Source organism: Pontibacter sp. SGAir0037, from assembly GCF_005491705.1.
In the GTDB taxonomy this organism is placed as follows: domain Bacteria; phylum Bacteroidota; class Bacteroidia; order Cytophagales; family Hymenobacteraceae; genus Pontibacter.
In genome coordinates this window covers 906626-927478 of sequence record NZ_CP028092.1, presented here as the reverse complement: position 1 = coordinate 927478, position 20853 = coordinate 906626, and the positions used below count along the sequence as shown (strand labels likewise).

The following is a 20853-nucleotide window of genomic DNA, read 5'->3' as shown; positions in this document are numbered from 1 at the left end:
AAAAAATACTTAATGCTAATGATCACAGTAATTTACACCTGTTATTATGTAAAGAGCGGTTAGCCGGGTGGTGTAAATAACACCTCTAATAAAAACTCAAATATACATGCGTCTGTACCAGTTAGAAAATACCTAATATTAGGTATTTTCTAACTGGTACAGGATTACAACATAAAAATAATTTAATTAAATATATTAAATATTATATATAATCTTATGTACAACAATTTTGTATTATATCCATCTGTCTTTCAAGCAGCAAAAGTTTATATTACAGTTTCAGGCACAGGTTCAGAAGCCTAAATTGCTCACATAGCACCTGGGTTTAGCAAAAGCTATAAATCTTGCCGAGTAGATGTACACATGCCTCTATAGACACACCAGCGAAAGTGGATTAGATTCAGTTAGCTAACTAACCTCTTAATAAATGCTTTAAAACCTCCTTCTTTCTTAACAGGAGCCGTTCCAGGTACGGCCGCCCTGGAAAAAGAGAGCTGTATCAGTTGCATAGAATAATTATCTCTGGTCTTGCCGTAGCAATATTGCTGGAACTGTTCCAGCAAATCCTCCTCCGGTTCAGATGCCAGTATAAACTTTAGTTTGGCCGGTGTTATATTCTCTGTAACACCATCGCTGCACAATAGTATATAATCATGCTCCTTCACATCTGTTAGCTCTGCCGTCTGCATTTCAGAATAAGGTTCTGTAGCCTGCAACGAGCGGGTAATAATGTTGCGTTGCGGATGCGTGACTGCTTCTTCCGGAGTAATTTCGCCTCTTTTTACTAATTCGTTTACAAGCGAATGGTCTTCTGACTGGTAAATTACGTTGCCATTTCGGAGCTGGAATATTTTACTGTCGCCACACCAGGCCAGGAAAACAGAGTCTTTTTTTAAATAAGCCAGTGTAAGCGTCGTACTCATGCGTTCCGCCTCCGGGTTCTCGGCGATGTACTGTCGAAATTTCTCCATCGCAAACTCCCTGGCCTGTTCTAAGAACCCGACGTTCAGTTGGTCTTCAGACTTTAGGTTTTTATTGAAGTATTCACTTATGTAACGGCAGGCAAACTCTGAAGCCACTTCGCCGTGAGAATTGCCTCCTACACCATCACAAACCATGAACAAGGGGTTATCAGGATATGGGCCATCTCCCGGAGCAGGCCAGACAGCATCTTCATTATTCTTTCTTCCGCCTATCTCGTGAAGCGTGTATACTTTGTTAGGTAAGGGCATAGTAGGTTTGTATCAAAGAGTCAGAAAATGTTCTTTAAGGGCAGGTAAGTGTTCCTCTATTACTTATTGAGCCAGTAGTCCGTTTTTGTAGGTGCCACTTTCTATAAGTTCGCCGTTTGTGTTATACTTTTCACCCGTGCCGTTAAACTCATTATTCTTGAATGTTCCTTCGTACCAGGCTCCATCAGCAAAGGTAAATTTACCCTTTCCTTCACGCTTGTCGCTCACGAAGTCGCCTTTATACATGGTCCCATCGCTGTAGTACATTGTACCGTTTGTCTTTTTTCCCTTTGCCCAGTTCCCGACGTATTTATTTCCGTCTGCCCAGGTCATAGAGCCTTTCCCGTTTTCGTAGAAGTTGCCTTCTTCCAACACAAAAGCGCCTTTGTATACACTGCCGTTTGGATATTGTAAAGTGGCACTAATACCTTTGCCTTTGTTCCATTGCAGCTTACAGGATACACCGTTTGTCATTGTATAGGTGCCGCTTTTGTCGTACTCACCCTTTACAAATGAGCCGTTGTAGCTTGCCCCGTTCTTAAATGTCAGCTCGCCCTTCCCGTCCGGCATCCCGTTCTTCACATAGCCGGTATACACAGATTCATTTTTGCTGCCCTTATACAACACAAGATCAGAAACATATGCGGCAGCTGCTTTCTCTGATGTTGCAGCACCAGAAGCTTTGACAGCAGGTGTAACCGCTACTGTTGCCGCAGAGGCATCCGCATCTGGTGTAACAGGCATTTCACTGGCTGTAATCCCCGACTTTGCAGCAGCCTCATCTCCGCCGGAGAACATAAAGAAGCTTGCCATACCTAACAAAGCTACTCCCGCTACCGCACCGTAAACCAGCGTAAGGTTCTTTTTTGCTGGCTTTGCGGCACTACTCACAGGGCTTGCTGCCGGAGCTGTTGGAGCGGGGGATGCCGTTGCGGTGGCTTTTGGTTCAGGTACTTCTACTGCGGCAGGAGCCGGCTGCACAACCGGCGTTACGGTTTGCTTCGCTTTACTGCCTTTCTTAGCCTTCTTGTTTTTCGGGGCATTTTCAGCCGGGCTCTGTTCTTTTAAAACTTCAGAAACCAAAGCAGGTTCTGCCACAGGAGCTTCTGCGGATTCAGTTTTTTCCGTTGAATCTTCTTTCCTTTGCTCCGAAGCTGCTTCTGCAGCCGCCTCCGGCTGTATTCTGGCCGGTGCAGCAGCTTTCACTTCCTCCTGCGGGGTTTGTGGAGAAGCTTCCTGAACTAAGGCCTGTGCCGGTGCCGGTGCTGGTTTTTCTGCCACCACAGGCTGCGCTGGCACTGCTGGCGGAGGTGCAAGTTCAGCGGCAGGCTTAATTTCTTTTTTGGATTCTGCTTCAGCAACAGGTGCTGGTTTTACTGGTGCAGGCTTTTCTTGCTGCCCTGCTTTAGCCACTGCTTCTTCTGATAGGTCTGCAACTACAGGCCTAGCGTTAACAGCAGCGGGTTGTGGAGCAGGAACAGGTTTGAGTACTTCAGGCGCTGCCACCTTTGCCGGAGCAGGAGCCTCCACTTTAGGCAAAACCACAGGGGCTGCCTTGGCGACTACCGGCGTATCTGCCGCTACTTTCTTTACTGGCTGAGGCTCATTATGATACACCAGGTTACTTTTCTCTTCAGAAGCAGAAGCAGCAGGCTTCTTCAACTCAATCACTTGAGTTTCTGCTGCATTATCTTCTTCAGCCGGTTTAGGAGCAGGCAAAGCCTGGCCGATCACCATCGTTTCATCACCATCACCTAACGCAGCACTACTTATGATAATACTGGATGAAGATAAATTACCAGAAAAAGATTTATCTAAGATTTTAAGCAGAATATCGGCAGACTTAACTCTGTCGCTGACTTTCTTTACCAGGCATAGGCTTAAAATCTCGTTATAGGGCTCAGGTAATATCTTTAACTTCTCCAGGTACTCCTCCCCCAGTATGTTACTCATTACGCGCTCAGCGCTGGTATGCTTCGACCGGCTGCCGAAAAGGCTATGACCAGCAATCAGTTCGTAAACCATAATGCCAAAGCTCCACAAATCAATCTGTGTCGTAATCTGTCCGTTCAAGCCATACTTCTGCGGGTTAAACTGCTCCGGAGCCATGTACTCCACCGTACCCATTAAAGCAGAGTTATTGTCTTGCTGCAATTCATCCAGTGCTTTACTGATACCAAAATCAGTGATTTTAGCAACAGGGCCGTCTTCCTCCAGCTTGATCAGGATGTTCTGAGGCTTTAAGTCGCGGTGGATGATCTGCTTCTTATGCAGGTAGTATAGTCCCTGCAGTACATCTGCCAAAAGCTTGTTTAAGTACTGCGGATGACGGCTCAGATAGCTTTTCAGATCTCCTCCGTCCAGGTACTCCATCACTCCCACCTGCACCTGCTCTTCTTCTCCAAAAGCTGTTACAGTTGGCAGAATGGCCACATCATAATACCGGCACAAATTTTCATGCTGAAATCGTATCACCTTCTTTATTTCGGTAATAAGATCATACTTGGCGCTTTGTTCGGAATTAAAGACCTTGAGAGCTACTTCTCTTTCTAAAAGCACATCAACAGCTTTAAACACACGTGAAAAGCCGCCTTTACCTAATAGATCTTCTTTAGGATTATACTTATACCTTGACCTGAAGTCCATTTTATAAAAATATAACGAATATGAATTGTCGCTGGGAAAGAAGTAATTCTAGCAGAGTCAGACTCCGATGATGGGACAATTTATGGAGCAAACCATTAATTTGAAATGTGGAGAACAGATTTTTGGAAAGAATACCTAAAAGTAGGTAGTAGCGCGAAACAGGTGAGGCAATTTATTCCAATGCGGTAAGCTTAAAATGCAAAGAGCCATGCAGGGCACAGCTCTTTGTTTAAAACCTATTCCTGTAATGCTAGAAGATGGTTTTTAAATCTGCCAGGCTTTGAAGGCGCGCCTCCCAGCCATTTTCAACCGTACCGAAACCGTAATCTGCCAGTATAAAAGGAACTCCGGCTTTTCTGGCCGCTTCATAATCTCCCATGGTATCGCCTATATATACGGGCTGCTTCAGCTCGTAATCTGCTATAATATCTTTTATATTCTCTGCTTTCGGCTGATCTTTGGTGCCATAACACTGGTGTCCGGTAAAGAAACGTTGCATGTTATGGTAAGCTAAAAAAGCTTCTATATACCCGGTCTGGCAGTTGCTCACGATAAACAATCTGTACTTGCCCTGCAGGTACTCCAGCGTTTCTTCCAGTCCCGGATACAATTCGCCGCCATACCGGTTCATGTACTCCAGCTCTATTTTACCGCACAGCTTACGAAACTCCTCACTCTTCTCTTTTGGCAGCGAAGGGAAAAGCTTGTCGTAAATGGCACTATAGGGCATCCCGGCTGTAGCCCGTATATCTGCCTGTGTGAGTTTATCTGTTACATAATCCACTTGGTCAATTCCGGCCTGCCAGGCTTTTGCCACCATAGCTGTAGAATCCCAAAGTGTTCCGTCCAGGTCAAATATGATGCTGTCTGTATTTTCTAACATTCGTACTTTTGTTTTTAATTATCAAGATACCTCTGCCGGTAGCAGCAGGTTCGGACAAAGGTAGGGTAAATAAAAGAAAGGAAGGAAATTCCATGAAAGGAACAGAATTCGTTCGTGCTGGTATCTTTGCAGCCAAAGCCGAAACTAGATTTTAAAACCATACCTATAAAGTACCTGAAACAGATTATTTTACCTGACTTGCTCATGCGACTGCAAACTTTATGAACAGATTCCTCTCATTGGATAATTCTTTACAACTGCTACAGAATATACAGGCATCCTCCTACCCCACAACCTATAACCCTGAAAAGCACAAGATTACGCTTTTAGATGAAAGCCAGCTTGAACTGCTCCACTTCAGGCTACCCATTACCTTTCCGCCACCGGGTGCACCAACAGCCGGACCTGTACATTATGTTATCTTACTTGTTCAATCCGGTAACTGCGCAATGGGGTATTTTGAGGATGGGGAGAACCTGCATCATAAGGTTTTCCGCTCTTATATGGTGCGGAAAAAGCAGGGAAAGAGCCAGATCAAACACCTGAAAACAAAAGGAAAGTCCAGAGCTGGTTCGCGCGTGAGGCTGGGTGAAACAATAGAATTCTTTGAAAACATCAACGAGCGTTTACAAGTGTACTTTGAGGAATATGAAATTCACCGCATCGCCATCAGTTGTTCAAAAATTCTGATCCCATACCTGTACAACTCGAAAGTCGCCACACCTTTCGATAAGCACGACGAGCGGCTCTATAAGATTCCAAAGCATATGCATACTCCCATTTATGAAGTACTGCTGGATGCTAACAAATTCCTGCAAAAGGGAGAACTTATTTATGATGAAGGGCAGCAAGCACTGGTGGATGCACTTTTGAATAAGGAAAGAGGTTCAGGTGAAATATAGAATAAAAAACCGACCGGTTTCCTACCTGCCTGCCTTAAACAACCTTCGCAATAAACTCCCGGGTAGTTGCAAAAGGATAGCCCTTCCCTTTTAACCAGGCAATAAACTGATCCATCCGCTGAATCATTCTGGCTCCGGTGTTTTTCTGTACATATCCCGGAAAACCAAATCGCTCTGTATCAGTTAAGTCGGTAAACTCCCACGGGTGAAAGTAGATGTTCAGGTACTGGTCTTTTTTATAGGTTTTTGCTGCCATACGCTGGTACAGCCAGAGCGGCAGGTTGTGAAACGATAGCCAGAACAAAGGGAACCGAAGCAAGGGAGAAACCGAGGCAGGCAATTGCCACACTCCTGCTTCTTTAAAGAACGTTCTGGGCCTGCTCAGGTTATTGTACCTGCCTGGCAACCAGGTAGGGTTAATAGAACTGTTATAGGTATACCCGGCACTGGCTACTTCTGCTTCGTCTACAGGCATCATACGCGCCATGCGGTAACCTTGCACCTCCTGCCCTGATAGCGCCTCCAACGCTTTTCTTGACTGTGCCAGATGCTCCGGCTTAAAATCGGAATGATACATGCCGTGCGACGCCAGTTCATGGCCGCTTTCTACGATACGTTTGATGAGGGCTGGTGCATTTTCGGCAAAAGTAACCGTACTGAAAAAGGTGGCCTTTACCTGGTGTTTCTCCAGCAGGTCCAGAATAGCGGTGGTACCCTCAACAGAAATGCTGATCTGGTCGGCAAAGGATATGTCTTTGCCATACTCGAATGGCATATCAAACTCCTCGATATCAAAGCTCAGTAAAATCACGGTTACCTGTATAATGTAATGTTTGTAGATCGGATGATGTAATTGGGCCTGTCTTTGGTTTGCATGAACATTTTGCCGATGTATATACCAATGATACCCAGGATACAAAGCTGCAGCCCGCCAAAAAAAACAATGGTCATGATAACAGAGGCCCATCCCGATACTTTTGAACCGGTATAGAGGCTATACATAACGTATGGGACGTACAGCAAAGACAATAATGAAAATGTCAGCCCCAGGTAGGCGGCAAAGTAAAGCGGACGAATTGAAAAAGATGTGACACCATGTAAGGCCAGCCGCAGCATCTTTTTTAAAGTGTACTTGCTTTTGCCTGCAAAACGCTTTGCCGGATCATACTTGATGCCATACTGCCGGAAGCCTACCCAACGGGAGAGCCCGCGCAGGAAAGGCTCGTTCTCCTGCAGGTTCATCATGATATTGGCAATCTTCCTGTCAATCAGCCTGAAATCGGCGGAACCGCTTTCCAGGCCGATATCTGCAAGCGAGTTGATGAACTTATAGTACATTTTAGAAGTGATTCGCTTGGTGTAGGATAAGCGCCTGTCTTCCTTGCGGATGGTATACACCACTTCATATCCCTCCTCCCACTTCGCCAGCAATTCCGGGATCATCTCGGGAGGGTGTTGCATATCACAGTCCATGCTGATCACACAGTCGCCTTTGGCATGATCTATTCCTGCTTTTACAGCTAGCTGATGTCCGAAATTCTTAGAAAATTCCAGGTAAAAGAACTTTGGGTTTAACGCTTTGATCTCACCGATCACTTGCATGGTTTCGTCGGTGCTTCCGTCGTTGACCACGATCAGTTCATAGTCGTAAGCCGGAAGGCATTCGAAAACCTGGTCAATTGCCTTGCTTATTTGCCAGATGTTGGCTGCCTCGTTATAGGCAGGCACAACAACAGATACCAGTTTCTTCATGAAGCGGCAAGGGAGTATTGTTTAAAATCGTTACGGAGCATCTGGTAAATAATCACCAGCCATACCAGCACACAAGGCAAAGCCTTTAAAGCGTAAGGCTTGATATAACTCTCCCGGATAAACTTCGGAAACAGATCAGAAGGTGAAAAACTGGTCAGGAGTAGCGCCAATACAAACAGGCCGATCACCCAGGCTGATTTTGGCTGTGGCTGGATCATAAACCAGATAGCCACACCTGTAAAAGCGATGATGTAAGTCGGGGACTCAGAACCGCTGCTGAAAATCACCACGAATATCAGCGTGGACGCCAGCAGCATCAGCCTGAAGGCTGTATACTGGTACTGCTTCACGCGCAGGTAAGGCAAGGCAAACAGCAGTATGCCGCCTAGTAAAAAGTAGGTGTTTGGTAACTCATGATTGCCGCTGATGCGGCGTACAAGCCCCATCAGCGAAATATCCTGCATGCTGTTGCCGGACACATTCTGAGCATTTTTATGCACCAGGCTGCTATACCAGTCGGCATACGACTGTACTGTAAAAGCGGCAGAATGCAGCACCATCGGAAGCGCAAACAGAATGGCCAGTGCTATTACGCCACTGATAATCAGGCGAATCTTATTTTTACTGAAAAAGAAAAAGGCAAGCCCGACAATGCCATAAAGTTTTATGAGCGTACCTGTTGCAATGGCTACGGCGGCTTTCGTTTCCTGCTGCTTGATCGTATAGGAGAAGCTTAGTAACATAAGTCCTGTCAGGCCAACGTTGAACTGGAAACTTAATAAGGCCCCCAAGGCTTCGTGAGCACAGATAAAAGCAATAACAGACTTTTTGGCGGTGGAGAGCGGAAGGCCGTAAATACCTGCTACCAGCAGGAGAGCGTTCGCCAGGTTCCATAGAACCATGCCAATACCATCGGGCAAAACAGCAAAAGGAGTCATTAAAAGTGCGAAAACCGGGCCATAATGGTTGCTGTCGAAGTATTCCTCCGGGTAACCCCCATACAATATTTGCCCCTGCAGGCTATGCCAGAAAGTGTATTTATAGATTAGATAGTTATTATAAGATGCGGGCCCCGAAATAAATTGCTTAACAGCTGTTACAATGGCTAACAAGCTATATAAAATAAAGACAAAGCGCATGCTGATAAGAAAGGCTTTCAGCCTCTCTAAAGGTACTCCGGGCATAGGTGGAAAATTTCCGCAAACCTATTCAATTTCAGTACATCTGCAAACAGTTTGGTTTGAATTATTTCAGGCTGAAAAGTGCCTTTGGCTTAAAATCCCTTCCGGTTCATCCTGACAGGGAAAAGGCGACAGTCCAGGATATCAAACGCGTAGGTAAAGCCATTCCAGTGAATAATGGGCACATAGCCTGCTGTTGTAGTTCCGTCTTTGGCTGGTAATGTAACCATGGCATTGCCAAAGTATGAAACAGGCCAGATGCCCAGGCGATTAGAGGTATAAGACAGAAAAGCTTCTTTCTCTTCTTTAGAAGAGGTAAAACCTATTTCCCTGGTAGCTTTTTCATCCGAAGCCCTTTCATCTACATAAAAGATTTTAGAATAAGTATGGATGGCAATATCAGGGGCAACCAGCTTTGTTACCTCTGATTTTGTCAGGGTTTGGGCTGCAGACTGCTGGCTGTTCAGGCGTTTTACGTTTTCCTGTAAGGTACGGACTTCAGCTTTGCTGCGCACCTGTACCTGTTCTGCAACATGCTGCGGTTTTTCAGGCTTACTCTCCAGAAACTGCTGCCTTACTTCGCGGGATGTCGGAATGCCGTTATGCCGCTGGTATACCTCCAGTATGACGGTATACGTATTTATAAAGTGATCGGTATGCTGAAGATGAAACAGTTCCAGCTCGTGCGCCCTGTTATTGGAAACCAGGTATGAATGGATGTCTTTGGTGCGCTCATACACCGCTTTAAACTTCTGCTCGTGCGGTGTGCCTTTATAGCTTATCTGCAGGTTCTGCAGAATAGTCAGCCTGGAGTTAGATTCTTTAATATGCGCTACATCTTTCAGATCGACACTCACGATATTCCCAACTACCTTTCTATTACCAGACGATCCACCCAGACCGAATAGGGAGCGCATAAAGTCTATCATTTCTTCAGTATTCGTTTCAGGTGCAGTGTCTCTATTTCGACCTGAATTTTCTCGCTCTTTTTGATATCTTCAAAAAAATTATCTAAATGCTGAATATACAAATCCAGAAGAGCGTCCTGTTCTTCTGTTAAGACGCTCCTCTGGCTATTGATTGTATATTTATCAGAACCTGCCATTATTCAACCTCGATCTGCTTCGATTTACTGAAGGTGCCGATAATTTTGCTGTTCAGTTCTTCCTGCACCGTTGCCAGTTCTTTTACGGCCTCGGCACGCTTACGGCTTCCCTCCTCCGATATTTTAAGCACTGCATCCAGTGTTTCCACCATATTGCGGTTTACCTTCTTCAGTGTTTCCACATCTACGATGCCCCGCTCGTTTTCTTTAGCAGCCGATACTACGTTTGTCTTAAGTAATTGCGAGTTTTTCAGCAGCATCTCGTTGGTGGTATCAGTTACTTTTTTCTGAATCTCCAGTGCTTTTCGCTGCTTCTCCAGCCCCAGGGCTATGGCCACCTGCTGGCGCCATACCGGAATTACTGTTACAATAGAATTCTGTATTTTCTGAGCCAGCACATCGTTTGTTGTCTGCAACATCCGGATCTGCGGCATCGACTGGGTAGCAATGGTGTGCGACAGCGTGAAATCGTGCACTTTTTTCTCGAGGCGTTCTTTAAAAGCAATCATGTCGCTCAGCCGCTGCACCGCCAGTTCATCCTGCCCGCTTGTTTCAACTTCGGCCTGAAGCTGTGGGATGGTCTGCTGCTCTATTTCCTCAATCTTCATCTTTCCGGCCGCAATTACAGCACGCACTTCATGTATGTACTCCACCGCCTGCTTAAACATCACCTCCAGGCTGGTGGTGTCTTTCATTACGCTCTGCCGGGTTTTTTCAAGCTTCACCACCACATCATCCACATTCTGTGAAATAGAGTTGTACTGGCTGGCAAGCTGCTTCGATTTGTCGGCTACTTTTTTTACAAAAGGAAGGCGGGAAAAGAAGCCGGGCTTCTCTGTTTCATCCACTTTGATCATGTTGATCTGGGCCAGCAGCTCATTAATGGCAGTGCCGGCATCACCAGCATCCTTCGCCTTTACCTTAGTGAGCAGCTCATTGGAGTAGTAGCCCAGCTTCTGTTGCGTTTCCACCCCAAAGTTGGTAAGGCTCTCGGGCTTTTCCGGGTCTATTGTTTTAGAGATAGCCAGCGCTTTTTGCTGAATCTGCTCCTTATTTTCGGCAATTGAGATTTCTTTATTTTCCATGGCGTTATTTTCCGAGTAGGTCCTGATGCTGATGATCTAGCGAATGTAGGTATTTCTTTATATTCTCATGTCTTTCAGATGTCTCATACCATTCTATTTCGTTTAATGGCAGGTACTCACCCAGCAGGCCGTGCACCTCTTTCAGGAGAGCTTCGCCTTTTTTGGTTCTGAAATTCGGGTTCTTGTAAAAAGCACTCAGGTACTGTACTTTCACCTGGCCACTTTGCGTAACAGCCAGTTCTTTAACTTCCACTACCAGCTCCGAAGAGTCGTTATGATCGGTAACTATTGTCTTGTAAACGCCTTTGTTACCTTCGGCAAGCGCTGCCATGCATTTGGCTTTTGTTTCTGCTATTACCCGCTGCAGGCGCTGGTTAGGCTTTATATATTGTCCGTAAACATAACCCAGAAATGCAGCAATCAGAGCTGTTAAAAAAATTACCATAAGCACCTCTGTTTCAAATCAAACTTTGTCACAACTACTCCGGCTTAAAATACAGGCCGGGGCACCCTTTCATATGAAAAGCAACATTATTCAGGAAAGGAATCTTCTTCACAAAGCATCTGCTGCTTCCCGTTTTCATGTACAATATACTTTTTTTTCGTCAAATACTGTAAAGAGCAGAAGAAATTAAGGTTTTTTGGCAGCGCCTTTGCCCGCGATAAAGCAGGATTTTACTGCTAAACTGGAAAATAAAAGCGCCCGCGGATACAGAAATGAACCACGGGCGCTTAAAGAAATATAACCTTTTATATGCTAAACTTTATCCGGAGCCTGGGGAGAAACATAAAATTTACGCCGGCTTTGCTGCTTCTTTTTCAGCCACACCTTCTTTAACTTCTTTTGCATGGACATTCTCAGAAAGGAAATATGCTCTAAAGCGCCAAGCATGATAATGGCATAGCCCAGTAGCTCAATGCCTTCTTCGCTGGCACGGGTAACAATATGCCTATAGTTATCTTCTCCCATGGCTGAACTCCAGAGATGGGTGTTCCCATACAACCTGCTGAAGATGAAAACAATAATCATTCCTGTTATAATAATACCAAACGCCCTGGATTGAATAAAGCCTTCCAGCTGCTTCCAAAACTGCTTATGTTCACGATAGGCCATGAAAGCGGTTAGGGCAGCAAGAGAATACGCCATCACCTGCCAGGCACCATCTGCTACATGATCATCCAGGAAAGCATCATATTCACGTATAAGCGCCATTCCTAAAAAGCCGCCCATCAGGTGCCCTACTGCCGCCTGCTTTGGAAATAAACGCACGCTCAGATAAAATAAAGCCACCGACAGGGCCAGAAAAAGCTCCTGTGCATACTCAGTATAAGATTGTTCCGAAAACTTTATCACTTCGTCCTGTACCTGTGCATCAAGCAGGATAATTTGGGTAACACCGGCCAGCACCAGGCTGTAAACCAGAACTTTCAGTCCCATCAGCAGCACTGCTTTTCGTGAGCTATAAGCTACGGCAGCTGCATCATGATGAATTGTTTGTATAGATTGTTTCATGATCTTGATCTGATAAAAAGTGGATTTAATTATTAAAAACACGCACCGGCTCTCTTACCAGGTCATTTCAGGTACAACTGCTCAGGGCCTCCCCTTACTATTTATTGAACAGCTGATTGACACATTAGACCAAATCCGTATTTCGGTCCAAAATTACATAGTTGGAAATTCTTAATGAAATAATAACCTTGAAAATTTGCGTTAAAAATATGACTTGCTGCTCTCAGCACATTAATCTACTTATATTCAAGCACAAAATCTTAGCCTTGCATTGCTGTTTGGGGTGCAGTTTCTTTAAATAAAGCACCTGCAACTGAAAAGCTCTTATGCAAAAACGCCAGAGCCCGCCATCTAATGGCGGACTCTGGCGTTTTTGCACCTGATAGCTGCTGTATGTTATTTAAACATACCCTTCAGCTTTGCCAGTTTCGACTGGAAATCGTCCAGTTCTTCTTCTTTTTTAGGAGCATTACCTTTACGGCCACCGCCACTGCTTCCGGCAGGTCGTGCCGCGGCAGGATCTCCTTTTAAAGACAGGGAGATACGCTTTCTGGCTACATCTACTTCCAGAACAGTGGCCTCTACTTTCTGCCCTACTTTTACCACATCATGCGGATTGCTTACAAACCTGTCGGACAAGTGGCTCACGTGTACCAGCCCATCCTGATGCACTCCAATGTCTACAAAAGCTCCGAAAGCTGTAATGTTAGTAACTATACCCGGCAGTTTCATGCCTGCACGCAGGTCGGTCATTTCATTTACACCTTCGGTAAAGCTGAAAGCCTCAAAAGTCTGCCGTGGGTCACGACCCGGTTTGGCCAATTCGCTTACAATATCCTGCAAGGTTGGCAGTCCTACTGTATCAGTTACATATTTTTTAAGGTTGATCTGTTTACGCAACTCGTCGCGCTGCATCAGGTCCTGCACCGTTACGCCCAGGTCTTTTGCCATTTGCTCTACTATGCCATAACTTTCAGGGTGAACTGCCGAAGCATCTAAAGGGTTTTTAGCACCCCGGATACGCAGGAAGCCTGCAGCCTGTTCGTAGGCTTTATCTCCCAGGCGAGGTACTTTTTTAAGCTCGGCACGGCTGCTGAACGGACCGTTCTGGTTACGGAAGTCAACAATATTCTGCGCCAGGGCAGGCCCAAGCCCTGATACATAGGTCAGCAGTTGCTTGCTGGCTGTATTTACCTCTACTCCTACTGCGTTTACACAGCTCATCACCACATCATCGAGCGAGTGCTTCAGTGCAGACTGGTCTACGTCGTGCTGGTATTGGCCAACACCAATAGATTTCGGATCGATCTTCACCAGTTCTGCCAGCGGATCCATTAGCCTGCGGCCAATAGAAACTGCTCCACGAACCGTTACATCCTGATCCGGGAACTCCTGTCGTGCCACCTCTGAAGCAGAGTAAATAGAAGCCCCGCTTTCATTTACCATAACCACCTGCACTGTATTAGGCAGGTTCAAACCTTTTACAAAAGCCTCGGTTTCGCGGCTGGCTGTTCCGTTTCCGATAGCCACCGCTTCTACTTCGTAGCGTGTTACCAGGTACTTTACGTTTTGAGCTGCATCCTGTGCTTTTCCCTGGCCTGTGTGCGGGTAAATTGTATCGTTATGCAGCAGCTTTCCCTGTTTATCAAGCACCACAAGCTTACAGCCGGTTCTGAAACCGGGGTCAAGGGCAAGTACTGTTTTCTGCCCGAGCGGCGAAGACAACAGCAACTGGCGCAGGTTATCGGCAAATACCCGAATGGCTTCTTCATCGGCACGTTTCTTCGAGCTCAGGCGTACCTCTGTTTCCATGCTCATCTTCAGCAAACGCTTATAGCAATCTCTGGCAGCCAATCGTACCTGCTCCGATGCCGCCGTATTGCCTTTCACAAAAAGATCTTCCAGTTTTGCCAGTGCATCTTCTTCGTCGGGCTGCGCGCTCAGCATGAGTACCATTTCGGCCTCACCACGTCGCATAGCCAGAATACGGTGCGAAGGGGCTTTTTCGATAGGCTCTTCCCATTCGAAGTAATCTTTGAACTTCTGTCCCTCCTCTTCTTTACCCATCATCACCCGACTCTTGAACACGCCTTTCTTTTCGAAAATCTGGCGCATGGCGGCGCGGGCATCGGCATTTTCATTCATCCATTCCGCCATTATATCACGGGCACCTGCCAACGCTTCTTCTGTGTCCTTTACTTCTTTTTCTTCTGAAATATAAGCAGCAGCTTCTGCCGTAACATCGAAGCTTTCCTGTTCGAAAATGCGCTGCGCCAGTGGCTCCAGCCCTTTTTCACGGGCTATAGTTGCCTTGGTACGACGCTTTGGCTTGTATGGCAGGTAAATATCTTCCAGGGTTGCCATGGTTTCGGCCGCCAAGATCTGGGCCTCCAGTTCCGGCGTAAGCTTTTCCTGGTCGCGGATAGATTTCAGGATAGTCTCGCGGCGCTTGTCCAGCTCACGAAGCTGCTCCAGCCTATCGCGTATTGCCGCAATCTGCACTTCATCCAGAGAGCCTGTAGCCTCTTTTCGATAGCGGGAAATAAAGGGTACAGTTGCGCCCTCGTCTAATAATGTTGCCGTCGCCTGCACCTGCTTAATGGTAATGGTAAGCTCCTGGGCAATTTTTAATAGATGATCAAGATTTAATTCCATGTATGAAAATAAAGGATAATATCATTCCAAACGGGAGGGGCTATAGAAGAAACAGCTTAAGATTCATCCCACATTCGCCTCCAGCACTTGTTCCTATTCTGCTTTAGAACAGGTATCTAAAAGCCAAATTTAAGCTTTATTGGCAGAAACGGAAAAACCACAGCACTGTCTGCTAAAAAAATAGACCTTAGCCCTTATAAACGTGTAGGTTAGGAATCCATTTTTTGCCAGCTGCTTTTCTTGCCCAAGGCCTTTTCAGCAGGCCTCGTTCAGGCGGATCATACACAGGCTGCTTCAGCTTTTCAAATTTAAAATTTAAGTCACCTTAGCTCTATCCAGGAATAGTGCTAAACAATTCTTGTGAATAATCGCTACAACCAAATAGCCTCTTTATCAGAGGCTTTACATTTTAACGTTTGCTCAAAATGGAAATTCATTCTTTAGATATATCCCATTTTATCCTCTTGCTGCTCATAGGGATCTACCTGGTGCTGGTCACTTTTGTACTTACCTGGATTTATTATGATGCAGAGAGAAGAGGTGTTTTTGGCTGGCTGATAGTGCCGCTGGTATTTTTTTCCGGTAGCAGCATAATAGGCGCCCTGCTGTGGTTACTCTTCAGGCCAAAGCTTAAACTGAAGCCTGTTTCAGTGAGCGTTTAAATCAAGGGGGCAACAGGAAGCCTGCAACTATACTATTGGGAGATGCAGCAGTAACAGAAAGAATGTGCTGATAAGAAATTCTTTTGCCAGAACACGTACCTTTGCAAAAACCCGATTGCTAAAGCTATGAGCTTCCTTTACGTTAAAGCCCTGCACATTATTTTTGTTGTAACCTGGTTTGCAGGCCTGTTCTATATTGTGCGCCTGTTCATTTATTTTGCTGAGGCAGAAGAAAAACCTGAACCGGAAAAAAGCGTGCTACAGGCTCAGTTCCGCATGATGCAGAAGCGCCTCTGGTATGGCATTACCTGGCCATCAGCTATATTAACCCTTATTTTCGGACCTACCATGCTGTACCTTTATGGCAGCATTCCTACGTGGCTTGTCTGGAAAATCTGCTTTGTAGTTGGGCTTTATGTTTACCATTTTCTTTGCCACCGCATATTCAGTCAGCAGCAAAAAGGCATTATATCCTACACCTCCACCCAGCTTCGGGTGTGGAACGAGGTAGCTACACTTTTCCTGTTCAGCATTGTGTTCCTGGTAGTCCTGAAAAACTCGCTCAGTATGCTTTGGGGCATTATCGGACTTATTCTTTTCTCGGCTATACTCATGCTGGCGATCAGGATATACAAAAGAGTCAGGGGAAAGGCCTGACATTGTATAATTCTTTATGCAGGTATAGACTTAAGATAGACAGTTTATTTTTCCAGCCACACCGCTTCTACCTCAAAGCTTAGGGCTGCTGCACCAGTACGGTTGTTCCTGTTCAACTGCTCTAGTCTAACCTCAAGCTTTTCAGCATGCTTCAGCTCGAACTGATGGTTGGCTTTTCCCTCGAACCAAAATGGCTGAAAACCTGGGTAAGGGCGCGGCAGTAACATGGTGGCAGCTGGTTGCAGTGCATTTAGAGGAATTTCAATATCCTGATAGTTTTCTCCGGCCTTTACACGGGCAGCATATGTAATTCCTTCCCGGCTAATCAGCCCCACTTTTACCTCGGTATCAGATGTAGCGTTTGTTTTCATTCTGATGAGCAGTTTACCGAAACCATTCAACTCATTTTCTCTGCCCGACATCTTGTCTTTGATATAGTACTGAAAACCCAATACCCCCTCTTGCGGTAATTCTTTTGCTGTTAGCTTCAGGATCAACTGACCTGACTTTTCTGCTGTAATAAGTTGCCTTTCATCGCTTTTCCATAGGTTTGGATATACAAATACAGCACGGTCGGTGGTTGGGTTGAAAAGCTGCAGCTTTCCTTTCTCAGAAGCTACAAATACTTGCCATGCATCCTGGTGGTAGTAATCCCAAGCCCAGGGATCGCCTTCGTAACCACCCGGAAAAGTGTAGTGTTTTTCCTCGTCCTGCACCATTACCCTATACTGGATGGCACCGGGTATAACTATATCGGCAGGCACTGTAGCTTCATAAAAATACGCCTCCTTCTGCTCCATTGCTACTGTTTTGTACATGCCAGCTGTATTGCTGAGTTGCACCGCCACTTTGGCTTTTGGCGAAATGCCTGCTACCTGTGCTTTAATGCTAAAGGGCCTGTTGGCTGACACCTCGTGTAAAGGCTGATGTGCTACAAACGGACGGTTTTCCAGCGGCTGTGGTGCCACGAATTCGTGCAGCGCCACACTTCCCACTTTTGTATTGGTTTTGCCATAGCTTTTTCCTTTCCGGAGCAGCAGGTAAGATCCGGGCATCACCTGGAACTGTCCGTTAAGGGCGGTTGCCTTTCGAGTATTTCCCTGATTTAAAGCCTGAATGCTAAATTCTTTTCCAAGGTCGGCCAAAGCAATATGCATCTCCTGCAACTCCCACTGAATGCGGGTAACTTCTTTGGCAGGAGAAGCCTTTGCAAACGGGTCGCGTATGTGTACCGCATCGGGCATTACTTCTAAACGCCAGACCCCATTCTCTAACTTATCTATAAAATAGGCACCTGTTCCGCTGTATTGTACCACTGCCGAAGTACCCACACCTGCTATCTTTTCCAGTTTAGCGGCGTTTACAGGCTTTGTACGGGTGCTGTTAGAGTAATAGAATTCTTGGGCAGTATTCATCTCGCTTAGCGATTGCTTATAACTTACCCGGAATGCCCCGAAAGTACTATCGGCTGGATAAGTGCCAAAGCTTTTCCGTAAGGGAATGGCATGGAAAGCTTTTGAGGCAATCAGCAGGCTAATGGCTTTGGAAGGTGTATAGGCTAAATTAACGTAGTGCGTCTGGTATTCGGTATTGGCATAAGCTGTTGCCATAGGATCGTAGGCAAACTGCGTAGCCCACTGAAAGCCTGCCTCCCTGAAGCTTTTAGCCATAGAAGGATACATGTAAGAGCCCAGCACGTCACCGGCATCAAACTCATATACCATAAGCGCCTTGTTCGCAAAGGCTGCAATGGTATCAAAGGGAATCTGGTATTTATCGACATGAGGCAGATAATTTCCGGGTATGGTATAGTTGGCTACCAAGCCTGTAGGATACCACTGAAAGCTGAAGCCATCTACTTTTGCTCTGGCAACCGCATCGGCATAACGGGGAGATTCGCTTATATTATAGAATATGGGTTTGCTCCACCCCGAGGCTCTTAAGGCATTCGCCATTCGGTTAACATATTCAGTTGCACGTTCTTTTGCACCGGTATGGTGTGGCTCGTTGTTAACCTCTGCACCGATAATGTTTGCATCGGCACTATAGCGAAGCTTGGTATAAGGGTTTACATGGTTCAAAAGCTGCCTCAGGTAATTTTCCTGGGCTTTAAAGGCACTTTCGTTCAGCAAAGCTTTCTGCTTGCCGTAGCGGTGAGAAAATCCGGGCGTTGCCTCATCCTGCTCCGGGTACCCGTTGCCCCAGAAAGCGATGGGAGTCAGCATTACTTTAATGTCGCGCTCTTTTAACTGATAAAGGAGGTAATCAAACAAGCGCAGGTGCTCGTTCTCCAGCAGGTTTCCCAGGGTATCTGTAATTTCGGTATCCCACACATGCACCCGAAAGGCATCAAACCCGAGGCGGGCCATATGGTACACATCCTGCTCAATCGCCTGCTCCGGTTTAATGCCCATTGCCCTCACCGAACGGTAACCGTAAGCAAAAGGAACAGTATAATTTACGCCAAAAAAAGCTGCTTCCTGCTTTGATTTTTTCCAGCGTAAAATCCCTTTGCTGTCTACATATACCTGGTCAGGCTCTCCCTGGCTCTTTTTCTGGGCTAATACAGAAGCGGACGTAAGACAGAGGTATATAATTAGCCATACTGGCATCAATTGCAGTTGCTTCAGAATCATGATGAAGTAAGTTGGTATAGTCAAAACCCTTCGGGCATTTAAACATTTTTGGCTTCCAAGATAAAGAAAAAATCAAGCATTCGTACTTGGGCTCTGTTGCAGCCTTGGCTGCGGCCTTATACGGCACAAGCATCTCTTGTTGTTTTTATGTACCTTTGCTACATGAAACAGCCAGCATTGAAAGCAAACGAAAGAGAGTTAATCAAACTGATTCATTTCTTCAGCAAGCGTGCCCAGCACCTGATAGCCACAGGTGAACTGAGTTCGGAGCATGAGCAGCTAACAACCGCCTGCCATAATCTTGAGCAGCAGTTGCTGACCCATGCGGCTAACCGTGCTGCCATACTGGATAAAAGGGAACGGCTCTCTAAAATCATAGAAGATAATGCGTACTGCCCGAAATGCCAGAAGGCAGATATGCTGAAACGAAACGGCACTGCCACGAATGAGCATGGCTGGCGCAGCAATACCTATCGTTGCCGCCGTTGCAACACCACCTTCACCTGGAACCGCCCAAATAACCCATGGGACATGGTTCCTTTTCTGGAACTGTATATACGGGAGCTCGAACAAAGCCTGGAAACCCAGCAAAACCAGGCTGTTGTAGAACATACCGAAGAAGCCATCACACAGCTGCAGGATAGCTTGTCCCGCCTGAAGCCAGTGCTGGAAACAAGCAACGAAGAAGTTATTGCCCTCGATCAGAAAGAACGGGAAATGGATAAGATGATTCACCAGTTTAAGAACTACCTGCAAATCGAAAAAATCAAACTCGACACCTACCAGGAACCGGAGTAAAGATGTGGAGATGTGGAGATTTGAAGATGTGGAAATGAGGAAATGTGCTGATTAATTTCTTTTTTTATTTTCAAATCTTCAAATTTATATAACCATCCAGTACCAGAAGGCCAGGGTGATGAAGGAGATGGGAATGCCGATGCCGATCATCATGTTGGCGAGCCGGGGCTTTAAACCATAGGAGGCCGCCACAATGGAGGGGGTGATCATGGGAGCCATGGCAGCTTCTATCACACAGATCTGCACCACCTCGCTCCTGTTTCCCAGTGCCACCACATAGAGCAGATAGATAAGTGCAGGAGCCAAAAGCAACTGGTAAAGTAGCCCCATAACGACAAAGCGCCAGTGCTTGCTGCGGCGCTCGATCCGTAGCTGCATGCCCACCGAAACCAAGGCCAGGGGCGTAACCGTGCCGCCTAATCGCTCAAATACCTCTTTCACCACGTCTGGGAATGTCAGGCCAAGCAGGTTCATAGCGACCGCCAGCACAAACATAATAAAGGGCGGAAAGGTGACAATTCTCCGGACTATCAGCGCTGTACTGGCACCACCTTTCGAAAAACCCGCTGCCACAGCTATACCAAGCGTAGACAAAACCATGAACGAGCCAGGCTGATCTACCAATATGGCTGTTTTAAGACCATCAATACCATACAAAGCCTCTACCACGGGAAATCCGACATACGAAGTGTTTCCCAGACCTGCCATCAGGATAAGGCAGCCTGTTAATTTCCGGGACCAGCCATAGATTTTACCAAGAGTATAGAAAATAAGAGCAGAACCTGCAAAACAGATCCAGGCCACCCCAACCGGTAACAGCACTGTGCTGTCGATAATGATTTCCGGGATGAAATAAAGCGCCAGAGCAGGCAGAGAGATATAAATGATAAACTGGTTCAGTGCTACGGCAGTAGTAGCAGGAAATGCTTTTACGTTTCGCAGTACCAGGCCCAGGCCCAAGCATAAAAATAATAGTATCAGACTGCTCATTTAATGGCTAGTATACACGCTTTACAAGATTAGAAAATAAACTACCTGCACCACCTGCCTGTCTGGTAACAAAGTAAAGCCTTAGCTGCATACGGAGCTAAGGCTTTCGCTTGAATGTTGAAATTTAGTAAAGGCTGTACTATACCGGTTATAATC

17 protein-coding genes are annotated in these 20853 nt (G+C 46.0%); 4 read left to right on the top strand and 13 right to left on the bottom strand.

The window, feature by feature from the left end; genetic code table 11:
* Nucleotides 1-404: 404 nt before the first annotated feature.
* From C1N53_RS03735 to C1N53_RS03725, 3 genes are all read right to left on the bottom strand, one after another.
* A complete protein-coding gene (locus C1N53_RS03735; RefSeq protein ID WP_137758045.1) occupies nucleotides 405-1232 on the bottom strand; it encodes a PP2C family serine/threonine-protein phosphatase in 828 nt (275 codons plus the stop codon).
* Between the two features lie 63 nt (nucleotides 1233-1295).
* On the bottom strand, nucleotides 1296-3878 hold the full coding sequence (locus tag C1N53_RS03730) for a serine/threonine-protein kinase (protein WP_137758044.1): 2583 nt from the start codon (nucleotides 3876-3878) through the stop codon (nucleotides 1296-1298).
* 250 nt (nucleotides 3879-4128) lie between these two features.
* The gene (locus tag C1N53_RS03725; RefSeq protein ID WP_137758043.1) at nucleotides 4129-4761 is read right to left on the bottom strand and encodes an HAD family hydrolase; all 633 of its coding nucleotides are present in this window, start codon (nucleotides 4759-4761) and stop codon (nucleotides 4129-4131) included.
* Nucleotides 4762-4982: 221 nt separating this feature from the next.
* Between C1N53_RS03725 and C1N53_RS03720 the strand changes: the two genes are divergently transcribed.
* Nucleotides 4983-5663 carry a hypothetical protein gene (locus C1N53_RS03720; protein WP_137758042.1) on the top strand — a complete coding sequence of 227 codons (681 nt, stop codon included), beginning with the start codon at nucleotides 4983-4985 and terminating at the stop codon, nucleotides 5661-5663.
* Nucleotides 5664-5697: 34 nt separating this feature from the next.
* On the opposite strand, the gene C1N53_RS03715 is transcribed toward C1N53_RS03720, so the two are convergent.
* The 8 genes from C1N53_RS03715 to C1N53_RS03675 all read right to left on the bottom strand — a co-directional run bounded on the left by C1N53_RS03715 (nucleotide 5698) and on the right by C1N53_RS03675 (nucleotide 14954).
* Entirely contained in the window at nucleotides 5698-6474 is a 777-nt protein-coding gene (locus tag C1N53_RS03715; protein WP_137758041.1) for a polysaccharide deacetylase family protein, read from the bottom strand.
* A gap of 2 nt (nucleotides 6475-6476) precedes the next feature.
* Nucleotides 6477-7415, bottom strand: a complete 939-nt coding sequence (locus C1N53_RS03710; RefSeq protein ID WP_137758040.1) for a glycosyltransferase family 2 protein — start codon at nucleotides 7413-7415, stop codon at nucleotides 6477-6479.
* Nucleotides 7412-8599 (bottom strand): glycosyltransferase family 87 protein, encoded by a 1188-nt coding sequence (locus C1N53_RS03705; protein WP_137758039.1) that lies wholly within the window; start codon nucleotides 8597-8599, stop codon nucleotides 7412-7414. The genes C1N53_RS03710 and C1N53_RS03705 overlap by 4 nt, the downstream gene beginning before the upstream one ends.
* 89 nt (nucleotides 8600-8688) lie before the next feature.
* Nucleotides 8689-9525, bottom strand: a complete 837-nt coding sequence (locus C1N53_RS03700; protein WP_137758038.1) for a hypothetical protein — start codon at nucleotides 9523-9525, stop codon at nucleotides 8689-8691.
* A 175-nt stretch (nucleotides 9526-9700) separates the two neighbouring features.
* Nucleotides 9701-10786: a toxic anion resistance protein gene (locus C1N53_RS03690; protein ID WP_137758036.1), complete on the bottom strand. Its 1086-nt coding sequence runs from the start codon at nucleotides 10784-10786 to the stop codon at nucleotides 9701-9703.
* Between the two features lie 4 nt (nucleotides 10787-10790).
* Nucleotides 10791-11231: a hypothetical protein gene (locus C1N53_RS03685; RefSeq protein WP_137758035.1), complete on the bottom strand. Its 441-nt coding sequence runs from the start codon at nucleotides 11229-11231 to the stop codon at nucleotides 10791-10793.
* Nucleotides 11232-11543: 312 nt separating this feature from the next.
* Complete coding sequence (locus C1N53_RS03680; protein WP_137758034.1) at nucleotides 11544-12299, bottom strand: hypothetical protein; 756 nt, start codon at nucleotides 12297-12299, stop codon at nucleotides 11544-11546.
* A 396-nt stretch (nucleotides 12300-12695) separates the two neighbouring features.
* Complete coding sequence (locus C1N53_RS03675; RefSeq protein ID WP_137758033.1) at nucleotides 12696-14954, bottom strand: Tex family protein; 2259 nt, start codon at nucleotides 14952-14954, stop codon at nucleotides 12696-12698.
* A 425-nt stretch (nucleotides 14955-15379) separates the two neighbouring features.
* Here C1N53_RS03675 and C1N53_RS03670 point away from each other — a divergent pair, with 425 nt between their 5' ends.
* A complete protein-coding gene (locus C1N53_RS03670) occupies nucleotides 15380-15616 on the top strand; it encodes a hypothetical protein (protein WP_137758032.1) in 237 nt (78 codons plus the stop codon).
* Nucleotides 15617-15742: 126 nt separating this feature from the next.
* A complete protein-coding gene (locus tag C1N53_RS03665; protein WP_137758031.1) occupies nucleotides 15743-16273 on the top strand; it encodes a CopD family protein in 531 nt (176 codons plus the stop codon).
* 44 nt (nucleotides 16274-16317) lie between these two features.
* Here the strand turns inward: C1N53_RS03665 and C1N53_RS03660 are convergent, their stop codons facing one another.
* Nucleotides 16318-18933: a cellulase family glycosylhydrolase gene (locus C1N53_RS03660; protein WP_240773375.1), complete on the bottom strand. Its 2616-nt coding sequence runs from the start codon at nucleotides 18931-18933 to the stop codon at nucleotides 16318-16320.
* Between the two features lie 138 nt (nucleotides 18934-19071).
* Here C1N53_RS03660 and C1N53_RS03655 point away from each other — a divergent pair, with 138 nt between their 5' ends.
* Nucleotides 19072-19707: a hypothetical protein gene (locus C1N53_RS03655; protein WP_137758030.1), complete on the top strand. Its 636-nt coding sequence runs from the start codon at nucleotides 19072-19074 to the stop codon at nucleotides 19705-19707.
* Nucleotides 19708-19791: 84 nt separating this feature from the next.
* Here C1N53_RS03655 and C1N53_RS03650 read toward each other — a convergent pair whose 3' ends face one another.
* Entirely contained in the window at nucleotides 19792-20697 is a 906-nt protein-coding gene (locus C1N53_RS03650; protein ID WP_137758029.1) for an AEC family transporter, read from the bottom strand.
* Nucleotides 20698-20853 lie beyond the last annotated feature (156 nt).